The sequence below is a fragment of the Streptomyces lasiicapitis genome, from assembly GCF_014646335.1.
Lineage (GTDB): Bacteria > Actinomycetota > Actinomycetes > Streptomycetales > Streptomycetaceae > Streptomyces > Streptomyces lasiicapitis.
In genome coordinates, this window is sequence record NZ_BMNG01000003.1 from 99,322 (window position 1) to 124,553 (window position 25,232).

A 25,232-nucleotide genomic window follows, 5' to 3' on the forward strand; every position below is an offset into this window, starting at 1 on the left:
GGGCCGTGCGTGCCGTACGTGCCGTGCGTGCCGTACGTGAGACAGCGCCGTACACAACACAGCGCGGCGTACCCGAAGAACAAAGAGCAACCAACAAGGAGCATCACATGTCCCTACGCAGATCCTCGGGCCTCGTCGGCGCCGTGGCGCTGGCCCTGGCTCTGACCGGATGCGGGTCGTCCGACAGCAAGTCGGACTCCTCCGGGAAGGGTGGGACCCGGGTGTTCGCCGCGGACAACGGCAAGATCAAGATCCCGGCCGACCCCCAGCGCGTGGTGGCCACCGGCTACGCCGTGCCCGTCATGATCGAGGCGCACGCGCCGCTGGTCGGGATCTCGTCGTGGAAGCGCGGCGAGTCGATGATGAGCAAGAAGGACCTCGCCACGTACAAGAAGGTCCCGAAGGTGGCGGGCGAGCTGGCGACGGAGACCAACTACGAGGCCGTCGCCGAGGCCGAGCCCGACCTCATCGTCATCGGCGTGCCCGCCCCGGTGCTCGGCGACATCGACGTGAAGCGCCTCGAGTCCATCGCCCCCGTGGTGGCGATCGGCCCGACCGTGCCGTCCGCGTGGCGCGAGCTGTCCCACAAGCAGGCCGACGCCGCGGGCTCGCTCAAGCAGTTCGACGCCGTCAAGGCGAAGTACGAGGCCAAGGCCGCCAAGCTGGCCGAGAAGTACAAGGACGTGCTGCCCCAGCTCAAGATGGGCCACGTCGGCGCGTACGGCGAGACCGCCAAGGGCACCTTCCAGCGCGAGTTCGGCAGCTCCTGGGGCACGAACATCGCCGAGGACGCGGGCGCGAAGTACTACGGCAAGGTCAAGAAGAAGGGTCCCGGCTCGCGCGCCGTCAGTGAGTACCCCTCCCTCGAGGAACTCCCCGAGTCGCTCGGCAAGGCCGACGCCATCACGTACTCCGTCAACCCCGACGGCAGCGTCCCCGAGCCGGTGAAGTACGTCATGGACTCGAAGCTGTGGAAGAACCTGCCCGCCGTCAAGGCGAAGAAGACCTTCCCGATCCGCTACACCGAGGCCGCGACCTACGGGTCGGGCATGCAGACCCTGGACGCGATCGACAAGTCGTTCGCGCCGCTGCTGAACCGGTGACCGTCGCAGGCCGCACGTCCGAGGCGGCGGGAGAGAGGCGGGCCGCGCCACAGATCGGCCTGCTCGTCGGCGGGCTCGTGCTGCTCGCGGCGGTCGCCGTGGTCAGCATCGGCGTCGGCGCGCGCTCGATCTCGCCGACCGAGGTCGTGCGCGCCCTGCTCGACTACCAGGGCACCGACGACCACGTGATCGTGCGCGACGTCCGGGCGCCCCGCGCGCTGCTCGCCGTCGCGGTGGGCGCCGCCCTCGCGGTGTCGGGCGCGCTGATCCAGACCCTTGCCCGCAACCCGCTGGCCGAGCCCGGCATCCTCGGGGTCACCGCGGGCGCCGGGTTCGCCATCACCCTCGGGTCGGGGCTCGGCTTCGCCGCCGGGCAGGCGGGCCAGCTCGGCTCCGCGGTCGTCGGCTCGGTGCTCGCGGCGCTCCTCGTGGCCGCGGTCGGGCGGCGCTCGCCGCTGCGCCTGGTGCTGACCGGCGTGGCGCTGACGGCGGTGCTCAGCGGTGTCGCGCTCGGCATGCGGCTGATGCTCCCCGATACGTTCGACGCGTACCGCTTCTGGTCGGTCGGGTCCCTCGCGGCCCGCGAACAGGCGCCGCTCGCTTGGCCGTTGACGGCGATCGCGGTGTGCCTGGTCGGAGCGCTGCTGCTGAGCCGGGCCCTCAACGCCCTCGCCCTCGGCGAGACCGTCGCGCACACCCTCGGCGCGGGCGTCGGCCGGGTGCGCGCCATGGCGCTCGTACTGATCACCGTGCTCAGCGGGGCGGCGACCGCGGTGGCCGGACCGATCCTGTTCGTCGGCCTGATGGTGCCGCACCTGGTCCGCAAGCCCGCGGCCGGATCGGTGCCCTGGCTGATTCTCTACACGATGGTGCTCGGCCCGATCGTGCTGCTGGTCGCCGACATGGGGTCGCGAGTGCTGCTGCCCACCGGTGAGGTGCCGGTGGCCGTCGTGACCGCGTTCCTCGGCGGACCCATGCTGATCTGGGCCGTGCGCCGCTATGGGGCGGGGTCGCTGTGAGCACACTCAAGTTGGCCGGCCTGGGCGGCTGGCGCGTCGAACGCCGGACGGTCGTACTCGTCGCGGCCCTCGTTGCCCTGATGCTCGCCCTCGGCCTCACCGGGCTCTGCTACGGCACGTCCTGGTCCACGCCCCGCGAGGTGTTCGCCGTGCTCAGCGGGGCGGAGCCCTCCGTGGTGATCTGGGACTGGCGGATGCCGCGGGTGCTGGCCGGACTCGTCTTCGGTGCCGCGCTCGGGGTGTCCGGGGCGCTCTTCCAGAACCTCACCCGCAACCCGATGGGCAGCCCGGACGTGATCGGCCTCGACGCGGGCGCCTACACCGGCGCCCTGGTCGCGATCACGGTCCTGTCGGGCACGTCCGCGCAACTGGCCGTCGGTTCGGTGCTCGGCGGACTCGTCGTCGCCGCCACCATCTACCTGCTGGCGTTCGACCGGGGCTTCTCCGGGCTGCGGCTCGTGGTCATCGGCATCGCCGTCAACGCGATGGTGACGGCGCTCAATTCGTGGATCGTGCTCCGCGCCGACCTGGAGGTGGCGATCGCCGCGGTCGGCTGGAGCGCGGGCTCGCTCAACGGCGTCGGCTGGGACGACCTCGGGATCCCGTTCACGGTGATCGCCGTGCTGCTCGCCCTGATGGCCACCCGGTCGCACGCCATGCACCAGGCCTCGCTCGGCGACGCGATCGCGGTGACCACGGGCGTCGGCCTCGACCGGCTGCGGCTCCTCATGGTCCTGGTCGGCGTGGGCTGCACGGCCACGGTGACCGCGGTGGCCGGGCCGATCGCCTTCATCGCGCTCGCCGCACCGCAGATCGGCCGCCGGCTCGCGGGCGCTGCCGGGGTGCCGCTGCTCCCGGCCGCGCTGACCGGGGCGGTGCTGCTCCAGGGCGCCGACCTGGTCGCCCAGATGCTGCTCGCACCCGTCGCGCTGCCCGTCGGCGTGGTGAGCACCGCCATCGGCGGCTGCTACCTGATCTGGCTGTTGACCAAGGAGGTGGGGCGCGCGTGAGCGCACGCCTGACCGCGCGGGACATCACCCTGCGCTACGGAGACCGCGTGGTGTCCACGCGACTGAGCCTCGACGTCCCCGACGGCGCGTTCACGGCCGTCGTCGGCCCCAACGGCTGTGGGAAGTCGACCCTGTTGCGCGCCTTCGTACGACTTTTGCGCCCCGACGGCGGACACGTGGAGCTCGACGGCCGCGAGGTCGGCGACTACCCCGCCAAGGCCCTGGCCAAGCAACTCGGCTTCCTGCCGCAGGACCCGCAGGCCCCCGACGACATCAAGGTCCGCCAACTGGTAGGCCGAGGGCGGTTCCCGTACCAGTCGCTGCTCGCCCTGTGGTCCAAACAGGACGAGGAGGCCGTCACCGGCGCCATGGCCGCGGCCGGCGTCACCGACCTGGCCGACCGGCCCGTGCAGGAGCTGTCCGGCGGACAGCGGCAGCGCGTGTGGATGGCCATGGTGCTCGCCCAGGAGACGCCCTACCTCCTGCTCGACGAGCCGACGTCCTTCCTGGACATCACCCACCAGTACCAACTGCTCGGCCTGCTGGCCAAGTTGCGCGACGAGGGCCGCACGGTCATCGCCGTCCTGCACGACATCAACCAGGCGTGCCGGTACGCCGACCACCTCGTCGCCATGAAGGACGGCCGCGTGGCCGCCGAGGGCGACCCCACGGACGTCGTGGACGCCGCGCTGATCAAGGACGTCTTCGACCTGCCGAGCGTCATCGTCCCCGACCCCGTGACGGGCACGCCGATGGTCGTCCCCACCCTGCAAGGAGAATGAGTTGAGCACCGCAAGCGTGTCCTCGGACGGCCTGTCCGCAAGCGCGGCCCCCGACGGGCTGCTCGCCCTGACCGGCGCCCAGGTGGGCATCTGGAACGCGCAGCGCCTCGAACCGGACTCGCCGTACTACGTGGTCGGCGACGTGGTGGAGATATCCGGCGACGAGCCCGCCGACGTGGACGCGCTGGTCGAGGCGGTCAGGGCGACCACCGAGGAGGCCGAGACCCTGCGGCTGCGGGTGTACGAGACCCCACAGGGCCCGCGCCAGCGGATCGGCGACGAGCCCGTGGAGCCGCCCCGGGTGGTCGACCTCAGCGGCGAGGCCGACCCCGCGGCGGCCGCGGAGGCGTTCGTGGTCGCCGAGCGGGCCCGCACCGGCGAGGCCTGCCGCGCGATGGTGGACATCCCGCTCTACTCACGCACCGTCATCAAGCTCTCCGACCACGAGGTCTGGTACACCCAGCTCGGCCACCACCTGATCTTCGACGGCTACACCGCCGCGATGCTCGCCCGCCGCACGGCCGCCCGCTACACCGCGCTGGTGCGCGGGACCGAGCCGCGCCGTTCGACCTTCGGCTCCTTCGCCGACCTCGTCGCCGCCGACCGCGACTACCGGGACAGCGACCGGTTCGCGGAGGACCGCGCGTACTGGGTGGAGCGGTTCACGCCGCTCCCGGACCTCGGCGACGTCGACGCCGCCGCCGGTCCGCCCGAGCGCACCCTCACCGCCCGTACCGTGCTGCCGCCCGAAGAGACGGCCCGGCTGCGGGAGTTCGCCGACCAGGCGGGCGTCACCTGGGGCGAGGTGCTGATCGCCGGCTACGCCGCCTTCCTGCACCGTGTCCTCGGGCGCACCGACGTCGTGTTCGCGCTGCCGCTGATGTGCCGGACGGGCTCGACCGAGCTGCGTACGCCCGCCATGGCGGTCAACGTCCTGCCCCTGCGGGTGACCGTGCGTGCCGGGGACGGCCTCGGCGAGCTGAGCCGCCGGGTCGCCGACGCGATGAAGGAGATGCGCGAGCACCAGCGCTACCGGGGCGAGGACCTGCCGCGCGACCTCGGTGTGCCCGGCGCGGGCGCCCTGCTTCACGGGCGCGGGATCAACCTCAAGGCGTTCGACCTGGCGATCGACTTCGCCGGGGCGACCGGCGTGATGCGCAACGTCGCGGGCGGTCCGCCGGAGGACATGGGCCTGAGCGTTCTGCCCACGCGGGACGGCGGGCTGCTCTTCGGCTTCGAGGTCGACGCCAGGAACAGCGACCAGGCCATGGTCGACGCCAAGCTTTCCGGCCTTCGCGCCCTGCTTTCCGGGCTCACCGACGGCCTGCCCGTGGGCCGGATCGCCCTGGCCGACGACGTGGAGCGGATCCTCGCGGACTGGGCGCCGCCCGCCGTGCCCGGCCCGCCGGTCGACGTACCGACCGCGTTCGACGCGATGGCCGCCGCCGGTCCCGGGCACACCGCGCTGGTGTGCGGCGACGAACGGCTCTCCGCCGCCGAGCTCGCGGGCCGGGTGCACCGTGTCGCCCGCGCGCTGCGGGCCCGCGGGGTCGGGCCCGACGACGTCGTGGCGTTCGCGCTGCCGCGCTCGGCCGACTCGGTGGTGGCGCTGCTCGCGGTCATGGACGCGGGGGCCGCGTTCCTGCCCCTGGACGCGGCCCATCCGGCGGAGCGGCTGCGGGAGTTGGTCGAGGACACGCGTCCGGTCCTTGTGCTCACCGACACGAACCTGTCCGCGCTCGTCCCCAGCGGCAGTGCGGTGGACGGCCTGCCCTGGACCACCCTCCTCGCCGAGGCCGCCGACCTGTCCGGCGCCCCCCTCGCCGCCCACGAACTCGCCGCCCCCCGCCACCCCGAGCACCTCGCCTACGTCATCCACACCTCCGGGTCGACCGGCCGCCCCAAGGGCGTGCTCGGCCGCGTCGGCGGTCTCGCCGCGCTCCTGCACCACCAGCGCTCCACCGTCGTCGCCGAGGTCGAGGGCGCCACGGCCGGTCGGCGGCTGCGCGCCGCCCACACCTACTCGTTCGCCTTCGACTCCGCCTTCGAGCACCTGGTGTGGCTGCTGTGCGGACACGAACTGCACGTGTACGACGCCGAGACCACCCGCGACGCCGACGCCCTGCTCGCCGCGTACGCCCGTGACGGCATCGACATCGTCGACACCACGCCGTCCATGGCCGCGCCGCTGATCGACGGCGGCCTCCTCGACCGGCGGCCCGCGCCCGCGCTCCTCGTGCTCGGCGGCGAGGCCACCCCGCCCGCGCTGTGGCGGCGCATCGCCGACGCGGGAATCGCCGCGCGCAACATGTACGGCCCGACCGAGGCCACCGTGACCAGCACGATCGGGCGGGTCGAGGGCGACGTGCCGACGATCGGCCACCCGCTCGCGGGCACCCGCATCCACCTCCTGGACGGCGCGCTGCAGCCGGTGCCGCACGGCACGCCGGGCGAGCTGTACCTGGCTGGGCCGCACCTGGCCCGCGGCTACTTCGGCCGGCCCGGGGCGAGCGCGGAACGCTTCGTCGCCGACCCCTTCGGCGCGCCGGGGGAGCGGATGTACCGCACCGGCGACCTGGGCCGGTGGGTGCCCGGACGCGGCCTGGAGTACCTGGGCCGCGGCGACGGGCAGGTCAAGATCCGCGGCCACCGGGTGGAGACCGGCGAGGTCGAGGCGGCGCTCGCGGCGGTGCCGGGGGTCAGCGCGGCGGCGGCCGTGGTGCGTTCGTCGCGCCTGATCGGTTACGTCGTGGCGGGCTCCGGAACCGGGGACGACGCGTCCGGCACCGAGGACGTCGCCCCGATCGCCGCTGACTCCGTACGCGCCCACCTCGCCGAGCGGCTCCCCGAGCACATGGTGCCCGCCGCCGTCGTGGTCCTCGACGAGCTGCCGGTCACGCCCAACGGCAAGCTCGACCGCGCCGCCCTGCCCGCGCCCGCCTCCTCCGGCGGCGCCGGCCGGGAGCCGAGCACCGAGCGGGAGCGACTGCTGTGTGCCGTCCTCGCCGAGGTCTTCGAGGCCGAACGGGTCGGTGTGGACGACGACTTCTTCTCGCTCGGCGGCGACAGCATCACCGCGATCACCGTCAGCAGCAGGCTGCGGGCGCGGGGGATCGAGCTGCGGCCCCGGGACCTCCTCGCCCGCCGCACCTTCGCCGCCCTCGCCGCCTCCGCCGACGTCGTCGCGGACGCGCCGCAGGAGCTGGACGACCCGACCGGGCCGGTGCCCGCGCCGCCCATCGTGCGCGGCCTGCTCGACCCGCACCCCGACGTGGACGTCGTCGCCGGGTACGCCCAGTGGACGGCCCTGCGTGTCGACGAACTCGCGTACGACGACCTGGTCATGGGCGTACAGACGGTCCTCGACCACCACGACGCGCTGCGGCTGCGGGTGGGCGACGGCGGCGCGCTGGAGGTGCTTCCGCGTGGCGACGTACGAGCCGTCGTCAACGAAGTCCACGAGGCCGACGCGGACGTCACCGCTCTCGCCCGGCGTCTGGCCGGTCAACTCGACCCGCGCTCGGGCGACTTGCTGCGCGCCGCCCTGCTGCGTACCGGCGACGGAACGCCGGACCGGCTCGTCATCGTCGTACACCATCTCGCCATGGACGGCGTCTCCTGGCGCGTCCTGCTGCCCGACCTGCACACGGCCTGCGCGGGCGTCGCGCTCGACCCGGTCGGCGCGTCCTGGCGGCGGCACGCGACGCTGCTCGCCGAGCAGGGCGGGACCGGCGCGCGACGCGGCGAACTCGCCTACTGGCGTGCCGCGTTGGACGACGCGGCCCGCCTCGGCGCCCGCCCCCTCGACCAGACCCGCGACACCGTGTCCACCGCCCACACCTCGGTCACCGTGGCCTCGCCCGAGGTCACCGAGGCACTCCTCACCACCCTGCCCGCGGCCTACCGCGCGGGCGTCGACGAGGTCCTGCTCGCCGCGCTCGTGCTCGCCCTGCGGGAGTGGGGCGTGAGCGGCGACGCCATGACCGTGACGATGGAGGGCCACGGCCGCGAACACCTCGATCTGGCGCGTACGGTCGGCTGGTTCACCAGCGAGTACCCCGTGCGCGTGCCCGCCGCGGGTGATGTGGGGCGGCTGCTGCGCGCGGCCAAGGAGGCCAGGCGCGGCGTCCCCGACGGCGGTGTCGGCTACGGCGTCCTGCGCTCCCTCGACCCGGTGGCGGGCGCCGAGTTGGCGGCCACCCCGCCGCCGGACGTGCTCCTCAACTACCTGGGCCGGTTCGCCCCGTTGGCCGGAACCGGATGGCGCCTGCCCGAGCGGGACGCCTTCGCGGTGACCGAGCCCGACGCCAAGGCCCTGGAACAGGTCCTCGCCCTCAACTGCTTCGTCCACGAGGAGGGCGCGCCCCGGCTCGCCGTCGAGTGGACCGCCGCGACCGAGGTGCTCGGCACCGACGCCGTGGCGGCCCTGCAGACGGCCTGGGCGGCCGCGCTCGACGCGCTCGCCGAGCACGCGCGCCACACGCCCGGCGGGCTCACCCCCTCCGACCTGCCGCTCGTCGACCTCGACCAGGCCGCCATCGACGCCCTCGAACGCGCCTACGCCCTCGAAAGCGCCGACGGTGTCGGCCGCATCGCGGAGGTCCTGCCCGCGACGCCGCTCCAGGTCGGCCTCTCCTTCCACACCCTGGTCCGCGACGACCAGGACACCGACGTGTACGTCGTCCAGGCCGTCACCACCCTCGTCGGCGAACTCGACCCGGACCGGATGGCCGAGGCCGCACGCGAACTCCTGCGCCGCCACCCGGCGTTGCGCGTGTACCTCGGCACCGCCGGGGACGACGTGGTGCAGGTGATCCCCGCCGAGGTGGCCCTCGACTGGCGGCAGGACGACCGGTTCGAGGAGGCCGTACATACCGAGCTGGAACGAACGTTCTATCCAGAGCGGCCACCGTTGATCCGCTTCCTGCTGTCCCGCGTCGGCCCCGCCGAGCACAAGCTGGTGATCACCAATCACCACGCCCTGCTCGACGGCTGGTCGATGCCGCTGGTCGGCCGCACCCTGCTGGCGCTCTACGCCGAGCTGGGCGGCGGCCCCGCCGCGCCCGTCGCCCCGCCGCTCTCCGAGTACTTCCGCTGGCTGGCGGGCCGCGACCACAAGGCGTCCCTGGCCGCGTGGCAGCACGCGCTCACCGGCGTGGACGATGCGACGCGGCTCGCACCCGCGCGCGTCGGCACCGGCGTCGAGCGGCCCGGCCGCGTGACCGTCGGACTCGGCGAGGAGTTCAGCGACCGCCTGCGCGCGTTCGCCCGCGAACAGGGCGTCACCCTGACCACGGTGCTCCAGACCGCCTGGGGCCTGCTGCTCGGCAGGCTCACCGGGCGCCGCGACGTCGTGTTCGGCTGCCCGGTGTCCGGGCGGCCCGCCGAGGTCGACGGCGTGGAGTCGATGATCGGCCAGCTCGGCACCACCATCCCCGTACGCGTACGGCACACCCAGGACCGGACCGCGCGGGACCTGATGGCGGACGTACACGCACAGAGCGTGGCGCTCGCCGAGCACCACCACGTCGGCCTGCCCGAGATCCAGCGCGCGGTGGGCGTCGGCGAACTCTTCGACACGATGCTGGTGATGGAGAACTTCCCGCTGTCCAGCCGGAAGCGCACCCCGCTCGCCCCCGGCCTCGACCTGGCCGGCGTGGACATCACCGACGCCACGCACTACGCGCTCACCGTCATCGTCATCCCCGACGACGAGATCACCATCGGCCTCGGCTACCAGCCGGGGGCGTTCGCCGAGGCGACCGTGCGCGACTACGGCCGCTGGCTGCACAACCTCCTGCGGGAGATCGTCGCCGACCCGGCACGCCCCGCGATCGCGCTGCCCGCGCTCGCTCCCGACGAGCGGACGCGGATGCTGCGTACGGGCACCGAGATCGTCTCCGCCAAGTCCCGCGGCCACTGGCTGGAGGAGTTCGCCGCCTGGGTGCGCCGCAAGCCCGACGCGGAGGCCCTGGTCTGCCGCGACCGCAGCCTCAGCTACGCCGAGTTGGACCGGCAGGCCAACCGCCTTGCGCACGCGCTGATCGCGCGCGGCGTACGGCCGCAGGACCCGGTCGCGGTCCTTCTCGGGCGCGACGTCGAGATGACGGTGGCCCTGTTCGGCGTGGCCAAGGCGGGGGCGGTGTACGTCCCGCTCGACCCGAGCTATCCGCGTGACCGTCTCGCGTACATGATCGACGACATCGTCCCGGCCGCGGCCCTCACGACCGGCGCCGACGTGCCGGGCGACCGTGAGATCCCGGTCCTGCGACTCGACGAACCGGCCACGCTCGCCTCCATGCCGGACACCGACCCGGCCGACGCGCGCGCCAAGCTCACCGGCGACGCCCTCGCGTACGTCATCTACACCTCCGGAACCACCGGGCGCCCCAAGGGAGTCGGCGTCACCCACCGCGGTGTGCCCGACCTGATCGCGCTCCAGGAGGAGGTTGTCGGGGTCACCGAGCACGACCGGTATCTGCACTTCGCGTCGACCAGCTTCGACGTCGCGTTCTGGCAGACCATGGTGCCGCTGCTCTCCGGCGGCACGTCCGTCATCGCGCCCGAGGAGGTGCGCGTACCCGGCGACGAACTGCTCGACTACATCGTCGAGCACCGCGTGACCGGTGTGAACCTGCTGCCGTCGTTCCTGGCCGCGATGCCCGACGACCGCACCGTCGCCCCCGACGTGTTCTTCGTCGTCGGCGCCGAGCGGCTCGACCCCGCCCTCGCGCGGCGCTGGGGCACGGGCCGCAAGGCGCTCTTCAACGCCTACGGTCCCACCGAGGTCACCATCAACTCCGTGACCTGGCACTACGACCCGGACGACACCGGTCCGCTGCCGATCGGCCGCCCGGATCCCAACGTCCGCGCGTACGTCCTCGACTCCGGGCTCCAGCCCGTCGGCGTCGGCGTCACGGGCGAGCTGTACCTCGGCGGGCCCAGCCTGGCCCGCGGCTACCTCGGCCGCCCCGCCCTGACCGCGTCGGCGTTCGTCGCCGACCCGTACGGCGCGTCGGGCACACGCATGTACCGCACCGGCGACCTGGTGCGGTGGCGCCCCGACGGGCAGCTGGTGTTCCTCGGCCGCGTCGACCACCAGGTCAAGGTCCGCGGCTTCCGGGTCGAGCTGGGCGAGATCGAGTCCACCCTCACCCGCCACCCCGACGTCCGCGCCGCCGCCGTCATCGTCCGCGAGGGCCGGCTCGTCGGCTACGTCATCCCCACCGACGGCGCCGACCTGGACACCACACGAGTACGTGCGTACGTCGCCGACGAACTCCCCGACCACATGGTGCCGACGGCCCTCGTCCCCCTCGACCGACTGCCCCTGAGCCCCAGCGGCAAGCTCGACGCCGCGGCACTGCCCGCCCCCGAGACCGTCGCCGCCGCGCGACGCGAACCCGCCACTGAGGCCGAAACCGTCCTGCTCGGCGTGTTCCGCGACGTCCTCGGCACCGAGGAAGTCGGCCCCGACGACGACTTCTTCGCCATCGGCGGCGACAGCATCGTCTCCCTGCAGGTCGTGTCGCGCGCCCGCCGCCGAGGCCTCGGCCTGACCGCGCGCGACGTGTTCGAGGGCGCGACGGTCGCCGGGATCGCGGCACGGGCACGCGCCCTCGCCGCCGCCGACACTCCGGCCGTCGGCGACGCACCCCTGACCCCGATCATGCGGGACCTGCTGAGCCGTGCCGGTTCCGCGGCCGACGGATTCTGCCAGTGGGTGGAGATCTGTGTGCCCGCGGGCGGGGACGAGGCGGGCTGGCGGGGCGTGTTGGACGCGGTGCTGGCCCGGCACGACGTGTTGCGGGCGCACTTGGTGGACGACGCTTTGCGCGTTCCGGCGGTGGGTGCGGTGACGGCGGGCGAGGTGCTGACGTGCGTGTGGGCGGGGGAGGGTTCGCGCGCTCTGGCCGGCTCCGAGGCGGTCCGTGGCCTGCGGGTTTTGGGGGGCTCTGAGTCGGCCGATGGTGTTGGTGCGGGGGTCGGCTCCGATGCGGCGGACGGCCTGCGGGTCGTGGCTGGCTCCGGGGTGACCGACGGCGGTCGTGCGGTGGTCGGCTCCGAAGCGGGAGACAGCCCGCGCGCCCTGGCCGACTCCGAAGCGGCCGACCTGCGTGCCCTCGTCGACGCCCAAGTCGCCGTCGTACGCGAGTCGATGGACCCCCGCACCGGTCCGCTGCTGCGTGCCGTGTGGGTGGACGCCGGGCCCGACCGGCCGGGCAGGCTCGTCCTGATCGCCCACCACCTGGTCGTCGACGGTGTGTCCTGGCGCGTCCTGCTCGACGACGTCGAGCACGCGTACTCCGGCGGGACGCTGGCCCGGCACGGCCAGTCCTTCCTCGGCTGGGCGCGCTCGCTGCGCGACGCCGACCGGCAGGCCGAACTCCCGCACTGGCAGCGGATGACCGCCACTCCGGCGCTCACCCGCCCGCTCGACCCCGCCAGGGACACCGTGGCCACCGCCACGCACCACGAGTTCCGGCTCGACTCCGCCGCGACCCGCGCCCTGATCACGACCCTGCCCGCCGCCCACCGCACCACGCCCGACGCCGTACTGCTCACGGCACTCGCGCGAGCGGTACGCGACTGGCGCGGCACGCCGGAACTGCTCGTCGCGCTGGAGAGCCACGGCCGCCCGACGCATGTCGACCTGTCCCAGACCGCCGGCTGGTTCACCGCCGTCCACCCCGTACGCCTCGACGCCGCCGACGACGTGAAGGCCGTCGGGGAGCGGCTTCGCGCCCAGGGCGACGGCCTCGGCCACGGCATCCTCACCACGGCGGGCCTCCTGGACCCCGTACGCCCCGAGGTCGCCTGGAACTACCTCGGCCAATTCCCCGGCGCCCCGGCCGAGGAGACGCCCTGGCAGGCACCCCCGGACGCAGACCCGCTCGGCTCCGGCGGCACCGACGCGCTGCCGCTGCCGCACAGCCTGATGGTCAACGCGCTGGTACGCGACGACGCGGCGGCCGGCGGCTCCGTGCTCGGCGTCCGGATCACCTGGCCGGCCGCGCTGTTCACCGCCGCCGAGATCGAGGACCTGGCCGAGCGGCTGCGGGCGGCGCTGCTGCGTACCGCCGCCGCGCCGGAGATCCTGGCGCTCGACCGCGCCGCCGGGGATCGCCCGGTCGCGGAGGTGCAGCCGCTCACCCCGCTGCAGGAGGTGATGCTGCGGCACTCCCGTACGGAGCGCCCCGACCCGTACACCGTGCAGTCGACGTTCTCCCTCGCGGGTTCGCTCGACGTCGACGCGTTGCGCGCGGCGGGCGACGACTTGCTGGCCCGCCACCCGAACCTGGGCGCCGTGTTCCCCGCGGACCTGGCGGTGATCCCGGAGTCGCCTCGGCCGGAGTTCCGGGTGCTGGACGGGCGGGTGTCGGTCGACGTGCTGGTGGAATCCGACGAACCGGTGGAATCCGACGAACCGGTGGAATCCGACGAGCCGGCGGAAGCCAACGAGCCGGCGGCGTTCGACGAACCGGCGGCGTTCGACGGGCGGTTGAAGCCTGACGGGCACGCGGGATCCGACGAACCGGTGGCCTTCGACGGCCGAGTGGCGGAGCTCCTCGCCGCCGACCTCGCCGAACCCTTCGAGCTGGCCGAAGGCCCCCTCGTCCGCCTGACCGTGATCCACCGCGGCCCCGAGCGCGCCGACCTGGTCCTGACGACACATCACGTACTCTCCGACGGCTGGTCGGCCCCCCGCATCCTCACCGAACTGTTCGCCCTGTACACCGCACGGCTCCGCGACGAGACCCCTGACCTGCCCGTTCCCGTACCGTTCGGCGACTATCTGCGCTGGCGCGCCGACCACGAGCCGGACCTCGGCGCCTGGGCCGTCGAACTGACGGGCCTGCCCGAGGGGAACTACGTAACGGGCGCTGGACGGAACGACGGCGAACCCGGCGACGGTGAACTCGGCGACGGCGGACGCGGCGACGGCGCGCCCAGCGACAGCGGACGCGGCGACGGCCACAGCGGCGAAGGCCATCGCGGCGAAAGCCAACTGACCGACAGCGAACCCGGCGGCAGCCAACTAGGCCCCGCCTGGCAAGAGCCCACACTCATCACCCTCGACGCCCCACTCGTCGCAGACCTTGCCCACCTCGCCGCCCGCCGCGGCCTGACCCGCAACACGCTGGTCCAGGGCGCGTGGGCGGTGCTCCTCGCACGCCGCTCCGGCCGCACGGACGTCTGCTTCGGCGCGATGGTGGCTTGCCGCCCGCCGGAGCTGGAGGGCGTGGAGGAGATCATCGGCCTGCTCGCCAACACCGTTCCCGTACGCGCCCGACTCACCGGCACCCTCGCGGACACGCTCGCCGACCTGCAGGCCCGCCAGCGCACGCTGGTCGAGCACCAGCACGTCGCCCTGCCCGACCTGGAGCAACTCACCGGACGGCGCAGGCTGTTCGACAGCCTCGTCGTGTTCGAGAACTACCCGGTCGACCCGGACCGCCTCCGCGAACCCGCCCCCGGCCTCACGGTCGTCGGCACCCGCTTCCGCGAGGCCACCCACCACCCGGTGACCCTCACGGTCATGCCGGACGGCAACGGCTGGACGGCCGTACTCGCCCACCGGTCCGGCGCGGACATCGAAGGCCTCGCGGAGGAACTCCTGGACCTGCTGCGCAACTTGGCCGCCCACCTCGACGAGAACGTACTCGACCTCCTGGAGCCCCGATGAGCGAGGAATCCCAGGAATCCCCCGGAGCGCCGACGGAGGAGAACGACTCCGCACCCCCACCCACACCCCCCGATCGGATCGACAAAAACCTCCTCCGCATCGCCTTCATCCTGGTCCTCGGCACTTTCATGGCCACGGTGGACGCCACGATCGTCAGCGTCGGAATCGACACCCTGTCCGCCGACTTCGGCGCCTCGGTCACCGAGATCCAATGGGTCTCCACCGCCTACCTCCTTGCAGTGGTCACCGCCGTACCCGCCTCCGGCTGGCTGGCCGACCGCTTCGGCGGCAGGCGCACCTGGCTCGCCGCGATCGGGGTCTTCCTGCTCGGCTCGCTGCTGTGCGCCCTTGCCTGGTCGGCGACCAGCCTGATCGTCTTCCGGGTGATCCAGGGCCTCGGCGGCGGTCTGCTGCCCGCGACCGGGCAGGCACTCCTCGCCCGCGTCGCGGGCCCCGGCCGCACCGGCCGCGTGATCAGCGTCGTCGCGGTCGTCCCCCTCCTCTCACCGGTACTCGGCCCCCTGGTCGGCGGCTCCATCCTCAGCGCGGCGTCCTGGCCGTGGCTGTTCCTCGTCAACCTGCCGATCGGCGCGGTCGCGGTGCTCCTTGCCCGTCGGTACGTTCCCGACGTGCCGCCGTCGACACGGCGGACGCCGTTCGACCTGCGCGGGGCCGCGCTGCTCTCACCCGGCCTCGCCGTGCTGGTGTACGGCCTGACCGAGGTCTCCCACGACCGCAACCTGCCGGCCGTGGTCGGCATCACGGCGGGCCTGACGATGCTGATCGCCTTCACCGTCCACGGCCTGCGGACCAGCCGCACCCCGCTGGTCGACCCACGCCTCTTCACCCGCCCCCCCTTCGGCGCCGCCGCCCTCGCCCTGCTCGTCCTGGGCGCTTCGGTGTTCGGCACGATGTTCCTGCTGCCGCTGTACTTCCAGACGGGCCGCGGCCTCTCGGCATGGGAGGCCGGACTGCTGCTCGCCCCCCAGGGACTGGGCGCGGCGGCCGGCTCGGTCCTCGTCAACCGCACCATCGACAAGGTCGCGCCCCGGACCCTCGTGGTCACCGGCATCGCACTCATCGTCGCGGGCACCATCCCCTTCACCCAACTCGGCCATGAACCTCCGGACTTCGTGATCGCTGCCGCGCTCGCCGTCCGCGGCGTCGGGATGGCCATGATCGGCGCGCCCGTCATGAACATCGTCTACAGCCGCATCGAACCCGAACACCTCCCGCGCGCCTCAGGAGCCCTGAACCTCCTCAACACCGTCGGCGGCTCGGTCGGCACCGCGGCCCTCGCCGTGGTCCTCCAGAACCGGCTGACCGCCCGCGGCCCGGACATCTCCTGGGCGTTCGCCGACACCTTCTGGTGGGTGCTCGGTTTCTGCCTGCTCGCCGCCGCCGGAGCCACGAGGCTGCCCCGCACCCACGTCAGGAAGTAAAAATGCACCCCCTGCCCACACCCCCCGCCCCGACACCGCCCGGCCGCGCCCCGGCCCACCCCACGCCCCCACCGGCGAGACTCACGACAAACCAGCCCGCGCCCACACCACCCACCCCCACCGCACCCAAGCCTGTGCCGTCACCGTCGGCTCCTGCGGCCCAATCTGCCTCAGCAGCACCCGAGTTGACCACGGCCGATCCCGGGCCGACACCGGCGGATCTCACGACGATCGAGCCTGTGGCCCCGCCGACCGAATCGGCCTTGGCCGAGCCTGGTCCGGCGACGGCGGATCTCGCCGCAGTCGATCCGGGTCCTGTACTGGCCGACCTCGCCGTGGCCGAGCCCGGCCCTGCACCGGCCAAGCTCGCCCCGGCCCAGCCCGCGCCGGCGGATCTCACCGCAGTCCACCCCCTACCCTCACCCGCCGAACTCGCCGCAGCCCACCCGCTGCCCCAGGCGACCGCCGAAGCCATCGCCCGGCACCGCGACACCGTCGCCGCCGTCCTCGCCCGCCGGGACCCCCGCCTGCTCGTGGTCGTGGGCCCCTGCTCGGTCCACGACACCACGGCCGCACTCGAATATGCCGACCTCCTCGCCACCGCCGCTCAACGCCTCTCCGACGACCTGGTCATCGTCCTCCGCGCCTATCTGGAAAAGCCCCGCACCATCACCGGCTGGACCGGCCTCCTCACCGCGCCGACGCTCGACGGCAAGGGCGACCTGGCCACGGGCCTGAGCCTCGGCCGCTCCTTCCTGACCGACGCGGCCGCCACGGGCCTGCCCCTGGCCTACGAGTTCGTCGACCCCGCCCTCGCCCCGTACGTGGCCGACACGGTGTCGTGGGCCGCCATCGGCGCCCGCACCGTCGCCAGCCAGCCCCACCGCCACCTGGCCTCCTGGCTCCCCATGCCCGTCGGCATGAAGAACTGCGTCTCCGGCCGCATGGACACCGCGATCGCCGCCATCCAGGCCGCCGCCCACGCGCACACCCTCCCCGCAGTGTCCTTCGACGGCCGCCTCACCACCGTCCAGAGCACCGGAAACCCCGACACCCACCTGGTCCTCCGGGGCGGCCCGACCCCCAACTACGACCGGGCGAGCATCGCCCAGGCCCGCTCGGCCCTCGCCGCAGCCGGCCTCCCCCAACGCATCGTCGTGGACGCCTCGCACGGCAACAGCGGCAAGGACCACAACCGCCAGCCGACCGTCGTCGCCGACCTCGCCCAGCAGATCACCGACGGCGACACGTCCCTCGCCGGAGTCATGATCGAGTCCTACCTGTCCGACGGCAAGCAGGACCCCGAAACAGCACACCCCCGTCCCGACCTCAGCGTCACCGACGCCTGCCTCGGCTGGTCCCGCACGGCCCCGCTCCTCGACACCCTCGCGCTGGCCTCCCGCAACCGGGGCCGCCGCGCCTGACGATCCCCGGACCCGGACGGGCAGACGTTCGTCCGGGACCGGGACCGCGGTCGGGACCGAGGTCGGGGTCGGGGTCAGGCCGGGGCCCGACTCCGGGCGGGCAGACGCGTGTCCAGGTTCAAGCCCGAGCCCGGGTCCGGGTCCGGGTCCGGGTCCGGTCCGCATGGCCGACCAGCCCGAACCCCTACGCCCCGCGGACCTCGCCCCGGCGCCCACGGCACGAACTCAGCCGACCTCGCCCGACCGCAGTCGAGCGGCAACCGATCAACTAGCCCGCCAGTAGCCCAGCGTGTACAACCGCTCCTTCGGCACGCCGAGTTGCTTCCGGGCGAACGAGGCGAGCGCGCGGGTGGTCGCGGTGTCGCAGGCGACCCAGAGATACGACGAGTCGTCCATGAGCTCAGGCAGAGCCGTGCGGACCGTTTCTATCAACTGGGAACCGTGGTCCTCACGCGGCACATGTATGACGTCGCGGCTCGCCGTGCCGCCGCCGGGTATGTGGTCACCGTCGCGGGCGTGAGAAGTCTCGTACCAGATCGTGGCCGGAGTCAGCGGCATGGCGTCGAGCAGCGAGTCGATGGCCGGCCGGGACGCAGGATCGCCGACGGCGAGGAGCCGGGACGGCAACGGATCCGGCACGCTGAACTCCGAGCCCTGCACCGTCGCGTCGATGGTGTCGCCGGGGCACGCCGCGCGGGCCCAGTCGCTCGCGCGGCCGGGATGGAGGGCGAAGTCCATGCTGAACGTGCCGGCTTCGGGGTCGGGGGCGACGAGGGTGTAGGCCCGCTGATGCGGACGGTCGCCGTTGTCGAACCAGAGACGCACCCACATCGTCGGATGGACCCCCGTGGCGGCGAGCATGCCGCCGTCCGTGAAGGACAGCCGATGGAGCCGCTCCGAAAGCCGCTCGTTCGACCGGACGGTGAAGGTGAAGTCCTTGCCGCGCATCAGCTTCAGGACAGCGCCCTGCCAGCCGTGTCCCACGGTGTCCCCCTACGGATTCGTGATGGATGAGGTATGCCACCGGCCCCGGCCACCGGCCCCGGCCACCGGGTGCCGGTCACCGGGTGCCGGTCACCGGGTGGCGGTCACCGGCCGCCGGCCACCAGGAGGGCGCGCCCGGTCCGGTGGCGGCTCAGGACCGCGATGACGGGTGGTGGAGATGAGCCGTCGCGGCGGGTGCCACGAGGAGCCGGCATATCTGCTCACCGGCGTCCGCGGCATTCCTGGCCGGTTCCGGGAACAGCAGACGCAGATCGCAATGACCGCTCGGGTACTCGTAGCGCAACGTGATCCCGTGGCGGTCCAGGGCCAGCGGCACGGCCCGGGTGAAGCCGTGCGGTATTCGGGGTCCGGCGAGAGCCACGAGCCCGGCCACCATGTCCTCGTGTGCGTCGGTGAGATGAGTCAGCATCGCCGCCTCCTCGGCCGCGAGCGGATCGGGAGCCGCCAGGGTCATCTCGTCGAGCCCCACCTCCACCGTCCCGGCCGCGGTGCGCAGGGTGACGCGTGCGATGTCGAGTTCCAACGCCGGCGCCTCGCCGTCTCTGGCCGGTGTCAGCCATCCCGAGACCGTGACCCCGGCCCTGACGCGGGCGCGAACGGCGGTCGGCGCGATGTCCGTGAACTCCAGGAGCGCGGCAAGGCTGCCGCGCGGCGCTCGCGCCACCTGGGCGGCGAGAGGGCTGTCGGCCTGCGGGTGCAGGGTGATCCGCCCCCTGCGGCTCACGGAGTGCATGCCGATCAGGTCGTACTCCTGACCGTCCGTGGTGAGGGACAAGGACTCGGCGCCGGCGACGACGGAGCGGACCCGTTCCGCGGCGGTCGGTTCGATCGGCCCGTTCGGCTCACTCGGCGATGTCTCGGCTACGGTGCTCAACGGGCCTCCATGCGGTACAAGTTGAAGCGGTACGCCTCTATCTGTCGACGGCGCAGCGTGCCCATGGTCGACAGCAGCACCCTGTACGACCAGGGCAGTCGGTCTCTGACGGGGTGGGGCAGGGTGTTCAGGGTCGTGGTCTCGACCAACCGGGCTCCGGTGTCCCAGCGTTCCGGAGTGCTCGGGTCGTCGCACCGCCAGTGCATGCGCGCGTCGACCTTGCTGAGGACGTCGTGGCGGTCCTGAGCGTCGATCATGGCCCCGGCGGCGGTCTCCAGCGCCAGCAGAGAACCCGGAAGCTTCTCGCCGATCATGCGGAACACGTCCTGGACGGCGGCCTCTTCGAGATAGATGAGTACGGCCTCGGCGACGACGAAGTAGGGACCCGGCGAGTCGGCGACCGAGGTGACCCAGTCGGGGTCGGTCACCGATCCCGCGATCATCCGGCGGCGCTCGGTGTCGTCGAAGAACGTACGCCGCAGCGCTATGACGTCGGGGAGGTCCACGTCGAACCAGCGCACCGTGCCGTTGTCCACCCGCTCGAACCGGGTGTTGAGCCCCGTCCCGATCTCGACAACGGTGCCGTGAGGGTGTTCGGCGAGGAAGCGACGCACCCACGTGTCGAGCAGGAGCGTGCGGAGGTTCGCGCCGATCAGGCTCTTGGCTCCGTCGAAGCGCGTGAAGTCGTAGTCGATGGCCTCGACCATCTCGACCGCGCGAGGATCGTGGAGCAGCTCGCGTTGCCGCCGGGTCTCCACGGCTCTCGCGTAGAGCGGAATGAGCAAGGTCTCCTGCACGGTGCCGAGTTCGGGACGGCGTTTCTCTGCCATGGACCGTAACCCCCTTAAGTGAGGTAAGGCTAACCTTACTGAGCTGGATGTGTCCACGTGTCCGTGCGTCCACGGATTCGTGTGTTCATGCGGGCGTGAGCGGCCTGCTGTGCGGCGAGAGTTCGGCGCTCGTGACTCCATGTAACCGGATGGGTCCGGCATCGGGCGACCGAGCCCGCCAGGCTGTGGACAACTCTTGGCGTGCCCCTGATCGTGGTTATCCACAGGCCCAACCGGAATGACAGGTTCCGGTGCAGAGTCGGCGCATGACGAATCACAGCGACTCAATCGACCCGACCGATCCGATCGACGAACCCGCGGTCACTCTGCGCACTCCCGCCGAACTCGCGGACGCGTTGCCGTACTTGCTCGGATTCCGGCCCGAGAACAGCGTCGTCCTCATCGCGCTGCAGGGCCCGCGCGGCCGTTTCGGCGGGAGGGTGCGCCTCGGGATTCCGGAACGCGCGGAGGACTGGCCGGCCGTCGCGGAGCAGCTGGCCCAGTGCCTGGTGAGCGGCTGCGAGCGGCGCTCGGTCCGGCCGGACGGCGTCGTGGCCTTCCTCTGCCAGGAGCCGGGAGGGTCCGCGGGGGACACCTCCGGGCTCTCCGGGCGACAGGTCATGGAGCGTCTCAGGCCGCTGGCCCAGACGCTCCGCACCGCCTGCGGCGACCTCGACATCCCGGTCCTGGAGGCCGTGTGCGTATCGGACGGCCGCTTCTGGACGTACTGCTGCCCTGATCAGCGCTGCTGCCCGGCGGACGGCACCCCGCTTCCTCCCGCGGGCACGTCGGTCCTCGCGGCGGCCACCGCGTACGCGGGCCGTCAAGTGGGCCCCGACCAGGGGAAGCTGCGGGCGCGACTGAAGCCGTGGCGGACCGCGGCCGCGGCGGCTCAGGAGAGCGCGCTGCACGCTGCGGCGGTCGCGCTCGTGCCCAGGATCCTGGACGAGGGCGGCCATGATGAAGTCGCCGAAGAGACCCTCGACCTCGCCCGCCGCCTGATGGCCCGCCTCGCCGCGGCACCCCCGAAGCCCGACCTGCTGGACGCGGACCTTCAGGACGACGAACTGCTGGCTCACGACGAGGCTGCCGCCGTGATCCTCGGTCTCCAGGACCGTACGACGCGGGACCGGGCGGCGGAGTGGATGGAGGGCCAGGAAGCCAGGTCGGCGCTCAGGCTCTGGCGAGCACTCGCCCGGCGCTGCGTCGGCTCTTTCTACGAACACGCGGCGGCGCCCTTGACCTTGGCCGGCTGGGTCGCCTGGTCGCTCGGTGACCTCATCGAGGGCCAGGAAGCACTGACCATGGCGCTGGCCGCCGACCCGCACTACACCTTCGCGCTGCTGCTGTACCCCGTGTGCGGTGCGGACGACGACCCGGAGCCGATTCGCCGCATCCTGCGCGGCGAGCGGGCCCAGCGGGAGCCGGAGTCCGCTGTGGCCGAAGGTGCTTCGACGACGGACGACGCTTCCCAACATCTGGGTGCGGTCGACCACTTGAGCCCCGCGGTCTCCGCGGCCGCTTCCGTCCCCACTGGCTCCTCTCGTCCCGTCGGCCCCGATGTCGGCTTCGGCGCGGACGCGGGCGCGGGTGCCGGTGCCGGTGCGCCGACAGAACCAGAGGCCAGGACCGACACGGACATCGGCTCCGCACCCCGCGGCCACCGCCGCCGCTCCCGCCCCTCCGCGCGCACCACGCGCCCGAGCGGAGGAGCAGGCACGGGGCCGCGGAACCGGCGGCCCGCCGTCAGGCGGGACACGAGGAGTGACCAGTGAGCGCGAGCGTGAGGGCTTGGCGCCCCGGGTCCTGGCCGGTCCTGGCGTGGGCCACGTCGGCCGGGGCGGTCGTGGCGGCAGCGCACCGCCGTCTGGGCGGCTTCCTGCGGCGGGTGCGTGACTTGGAGCGGTCCGCTTCCGTTCACCTGAGTGGCGGTACCCACGTCCGGGTCGCGCCGCTGCACCGCGACCGAGTCTCCGCAGCGCAGACAACGCAGAAGAGGCTGCCCCATGCACGTTCCCGCCCCGTCTCCTGTCTCCGGCCGGTCCGAAGTCGCCGGTGTGCCCAAGAGATCCGACGGCGGTCAGGCCGACAGACCGCGCCTGCCCGCCCCGGCCCCCCGGCGCCCGTCCGCCGGACAGGCTCTCGCTCCCGTGGCGCGCCGCCCCGGCGCGCTGCCGCCCGCGCATGCCTCGCTGGTCTGCGTCGCCCTGCCCGCACTGGCCGTCTCCACGGACCAGGGGCAGCTCAACGGCCGTGGCCTGGAAGGTTTCTACCGCTCGGGCCGACGCATGCTGTCACGCTGCCAGGTCCGCGTGGCCGGGCGGGAGCCGGTCGCCGTGCAGGCCCGGATGCTCTCGGCCGACAGCGCCCGCTTCGTGGCCACGGTGCTTCCCTCGACCGAGGGCGGACCCGACCCGGACGTCGTCGTGGAACGGATCCGGCACGCCGACGGCACGGAGAGGATCACGCTGCACAGCGCGGCCAGCCGCCCCCTGAGGCTGCCCGTCGAGGTGTCACTCGGCACGGACCTGGCGGAACTGGGCGCGGTCGCGTCGGGCAGAGCCGGCCCGGAACTGCCCGCCAGTGTCCACGACTCCGGCATGCGCTGGTCCTCGAGCCGGGGCCACTGCGTGGTCACCGCCGTCCCGGCCCCCAAGGACGCCCTGGCCTCCGCCGGGCTGCTGCGCTGGGAAGTGCAGCTCCCGCCGGGGGGCAGCCAGAGCGTGGAGCTGCGTGTCCGCCCCGACGGCGGTGGACCGGTGAGAGCCGTGAGCCACGGTGCGAGCAGCCCGCTGGCCTCGGCCCGGGCAGTGGGCGACGACCCCACGGTCCAGCGGCTCCTGGAGACATCCGTGGCCGACCTCCGGGCGTTGCTGCTGCGCGACCCGACACATCCCGCCGATGTGTACGTGGCCGCTGGTGCCCCCTGGCGCTGCGGCCTCGCGCCCGCCGAAGCACTCGCGGCCGCCCGGATGACCCTGCCGCTGGGCACCAGGCTCGCCGTGGGCACCCTGCGCACCCTCGCCCGCGGCCAGCTCAAGAAACCGGGCCCGCGGTCAGGCATGATCCCCGGGCCGACGAGGGCCGCCGGGCCCCTGCTGCCCCCTGGCTGCACAGGCGTCGAAGCCACCCTCCTGTTCCCGGCGCTCCTCGCCGAAGCCTGGCGCTGGGGCACCCCGGAGGCGGACATGGAGGAGTTGCTGCCCACCGCCGAGCGGTGCCTGAGATGGCTCCTCGACGCCCTGGGCGACAACACCTTCCTCCCGGACCCCCACCCCGGCGGGCCCGCCCGCTGCGAGACCCAGGCCCACGCGCACCGTGCGGCGCTGCTCGGCGCCGACCTCCTCGACGCCCACGGAAGTGCGGGCGGCACCGACCTGCGGCAGTGGGCGGAGCGGCTGCGTGGCCGCTTCCGGGAGGAATTCTGGGTGGCGGACCGAACGGGCGGCAGGCCGGCGGCGGCGCGACTGCCCGACGGACGGCTGATTCCGTACCTCACAGGGAGCGCGGCCCACCTCCTGGACACCGGCCTGCTCGGCGCCGGAGCACTCGCCCCCGGACTGCTCGACAAGGTGCAGACGGAGCAACTCGCCAGGCTGCTCGGCGGCCCGACCATGGACTCGGGCTGGGGCCTGCGAAGCCTGGGCGCCAAAGAAGCCGGGTACAACGCGTTCGGGCACCGGAGCGGCGCGGTCAGACCGCACGAGACGGCAGTCGCCGTGACGGGCCTGGCTGCCGCGGGCTACGAGAAGGAGGCGGGCTCGCTGCTGCGCGGCGCCCTCGGCGCGGCCGAGGCCTTCGGACACCGACTGCCCGAGATGTACGCGGGTGAGCAGCGCGTGGCAGGCGGCGCGCCCCTGCCGCACCCGGCGGCCTGCCGTCCCGCGGCCGTGAGCGCGGCGGCCGGGGTGCAGCTCCTGACTCTGCTCGCCGGTATCCGCCCGGACGCGCCGGCCGGCACGGTGACGTTGAACCCCGTCCGCAGCGCACCCCTCGGAGAGCTCGGACTCACGGCACTCAGGGTCGCGGGAGCTCCGTTCTCCGTACGGGTGAGCAGGCTCGGCCTCGCCATGGTCGAGGAGGCCGCCGACGGGCTGCAGTTGGGAGTGTGAGCACGCTGAGCGGTGAGGCGGAGGACGCGTCGGGCCGGATGGGCGGGCCGCGGGGAACGGAGCGGGAAGCAGATGCCGTAAGAGGTGTTTATCGTCAGGCAGACGACTATGATCGCGGCATGTCGCCCTACGACCCGTCGGCCTTCCCGCCCTTTGCTGTCACCGTCGATCTGGTCGTGCTGACCGTGCGCCGCCACGCGTTGTGCGCGCTGGCCGTGCGCCGCGGCGAACCGCCGTTCCAGGGGCGGTGGGCGCTGCCCGGCGGATTCGTGAAGGTCGACGAGGACCTGTCGGCGGCGGCAGCGCGGGAGCTGGTCGAGGAGACCGGCCTGTGCGCTCACGACCCGGACAGCCCGGTTCAGGCCAACGGGGCACATCTGGAGCAGCTGGCGACGTACGGCGATCCCAAGCGTGATCCGCGGATGAGGGTGGTCAGCGTCGCTCACCTCGCCCTCGCGCCCGACCTGCCCGCACCTCGCGCGGGCGGCGACGCCAACAGCGCGCGTTGGGCGCCGGTCGACGCCCTGCTCACCCACGGCGGGTACGGCCGCGAGGGCGAACAGGCGGCGCCCCTCGCCTTCGACCACGCGCAGATCCTGTCGGACGGGGTGGAACGCGCCCGCTCGAAGATCGAGTACTCGTCCCTGGCCACGGCGTTCTGCCCGCCCGAGTTCACGGTCGGTGAGCTGCGACGGGTGTACGAAGCCGTGTGGGGTGTCGCGCTCGACCCGCGCAACTTCCACCGCAAGGTGACCGGTACGCCGGGCTTCCTCGTCCCCACCGGCGGCACGACGACCCGCCAGGGCGGCCGCCCCGCTCAGCTCTTCCGGGCGGGCGGCGCGACGCTCCTCAACCCGCCGATGCTGCGCCCGGACGTCTGAGAAGCGGCTCCGATCGCGCGCGGCCGCAGCTCGCCTGACGCAGCGGCTCGCGTGAAGTCACCC

At 73.3% G+C, this 25,232-nt stretch carries 13 protein-coding genes; 10 read left to right on the forward strand and 3 right to left on the reverse strand.

What is annotated here, in order from left to right; genetic code table 11:
* The first annotated feature begins 107 nt into the window (after positions 1 to 107).
* The 7 genes from IEY91_RS06350 to IEY91_RS06390 all read left to right on the forward strand — a co-directional run bounded on the left by IEY91_RS06350 (position 108) and on the right by IEY91_RS06390 (position 17,467).
* Positions 108 to 1,103 carry an ABC transporter substrate-binding protein gene (locus IEY91_RS06350; protein ID WP_189173185.1) on the forward strand — a complete coding sequence of 332 codons (996 nt, stop codon included), beginning with the start codon at positions 108 to 110 and terminating at the stop codon, positions 1,101 to 1,103.
* Positions 1,100 to 2,122, forward strand: coding sequence for a FecCD family ABC transporter permease (locus IEY91_RS06355; RefSeq protein ID WP_189173186.1), 1,023 nt, complete (start codon positions 1,100 to 1,102; stop codon positions 2,120 to 2,122). The genes IEY91_RS06350 and IEY91_RS06355 overlap by 4 nt, the downstream gene beginning before the upstream one ends.
* A gap of 80 nt (positions 2,123 to 2,202) precedes the next feature.
* Entirely contained in the window at positions 2,203 to 3,132 is a 930-nt protein-coding gene (locus tag IEY91_RS06360) for a FecCD family ABC transporter permease (protein WP_229696795.1), read from the forward strand.
* Positions 3,129 to 3,914: an ABC transporter ATP-binding protein gene (locus IEY91_RS06365; protein ID WP_189173187.1), complete on the forward strand. Its 786-nt coding sequence runs from the start codon at positions 3,129 to 3,131 to the stop codon at positions 3,912 to 3,914. The genes IEY91_RS06360 and IEY91_RS06365 overlap by 4 nt, the downstream gene beginning before the upstream one ends.
* Position 3,915: 1 nt before the next feature.
* Positions 3,916 to 14,601 carry a non-ribosomal peptide synthetase gene (locus IEY91_RS06370; protein WP_229696745.1) on the forward strand — a complete coding sequence of 3,562 codons (10,686 nt, stop codon included), beginning with the start codon at positions 3,916 to 3,918 and terminating at the stop codon, positions 14,599 to 14,601.
* A complete protein-coding gene (locus tag IEY91_RS06385; protein WP_229696746.1) occupies positions 14,598 to 16,043 on the forward strand; it encodes an MDR family MFS transporter in 1,446 nt (481 codons plus the stop codon). Before IEY91_RS06370 ends, IEY91_RS06385 begins: the two co-directional genes overlap by 4 nt.
* Before the next feature lie 263 nt (positions 16,044 to 16,306).
* Entirely contained in the window at positions 16,307 to 17,467 is a 1,161-nt protein-coding gene (locus tag IEY91_RS06390; RefSeq protein WP_229696747.1) for a 3-deoxy-7-phosphoheptulonate synthase, read from the forward strand.
* Between the two features lie 264 nt (positions 17,468 to 17,731).
* On the opposite strand, the gene IEY91_RS06395 is transcribed toward IEY91_RS06390, so the two are convergent.
* From IEY91_RS06395 to IEY91_RS06405, 3 genes are all read right to left on the reverse strand, one after another.
* A complete protein-coding gene (locus IEY91_RS06395) occupies positions 17,732 to 18,451 on the reverse strand; it encodes a siderophore-interacting protein (protein ID WP_189173188.1) in 720 nt (239 codons plus the stop codon).
* Positions 18,452 to 18,602: 151 nt separating this feature from the next.
* Positions 18,603 to 19,346, reverse strand: coding sequence for a DUF2470 domain-containing protein (locus IEY91_RS06400; RefSeq protein ID WP_164319684.1), 744 nt, complete (start codon positions 19,344 to 19,346; stop codon positions 18,603 to 18,605).
* On the reverse strand, positions 19,343 to 20,176 hold the full coding sequence (locus tag IEY91_RS06405) for a class I SAM-dependent methyltransferase (protein ID WP_189173189.1): 834 nt from the start codon (positions 20,174 to 20,176) through the stop codon (positions 19,343 to 19,345). The genes IEY91_RS06400 and IEY91_RS06405 overlap by 4 nt, the downstream gene beginning before the upstream one ends.
* Positions 20,177 to 20,442: 266 nt before the next feature.
* Between IEY91_RS06405 and IEY91_RS06410 the strand changes: the two genes are divergently transcribed.
* The 3 genes from IEY91_RS06410 to IEY91_RS06420 all read left to right on the forward strand — a co-directional run bounded on the left by IEY91_RS06410 (position 20,443) and on the right by IEY91_RS06420 (position 25,169).
* Positions 20,443 to 21,951 (forward strand): DUF4192 domain-containing protein, encoded by a 1,509-nt coding sequence (locus tag IEY91_RS06410; RefSeq protein ID WP_189173190.1) that lies wholly within the window; start codon positions 20,443 to 20,445, stop codon positions 21,949 to 21,951.
* Between the two features lie 231 nt (positions 21,952 to 22,182).
* A complete protein-coding gene (locus IEY91_RS06415; RefSeq protein ID WP_229696748.1) occupies positions 22,183 to 24,288 on the forward strand; it encodes a glycogen debranching N-terminal domain-containing protein in 2,106 nt (701 codons plus the stop codon).
* Between the two features lie 119 nt (positions 24,289 to 24,407).
* Positions 24,408 to 25,169, forward strand: coding sequence for an NUDIX hydrolase (locus tag IEY91_RS06420; RefSeq protein ID WP_164319678.1), 762 nt, complete (start codon positions 24,408 to 24,410; stop codon positions 25,167 to 25,169).
* Positions 25,170 to 25,232: the final 63 nt, after the last annotated feature.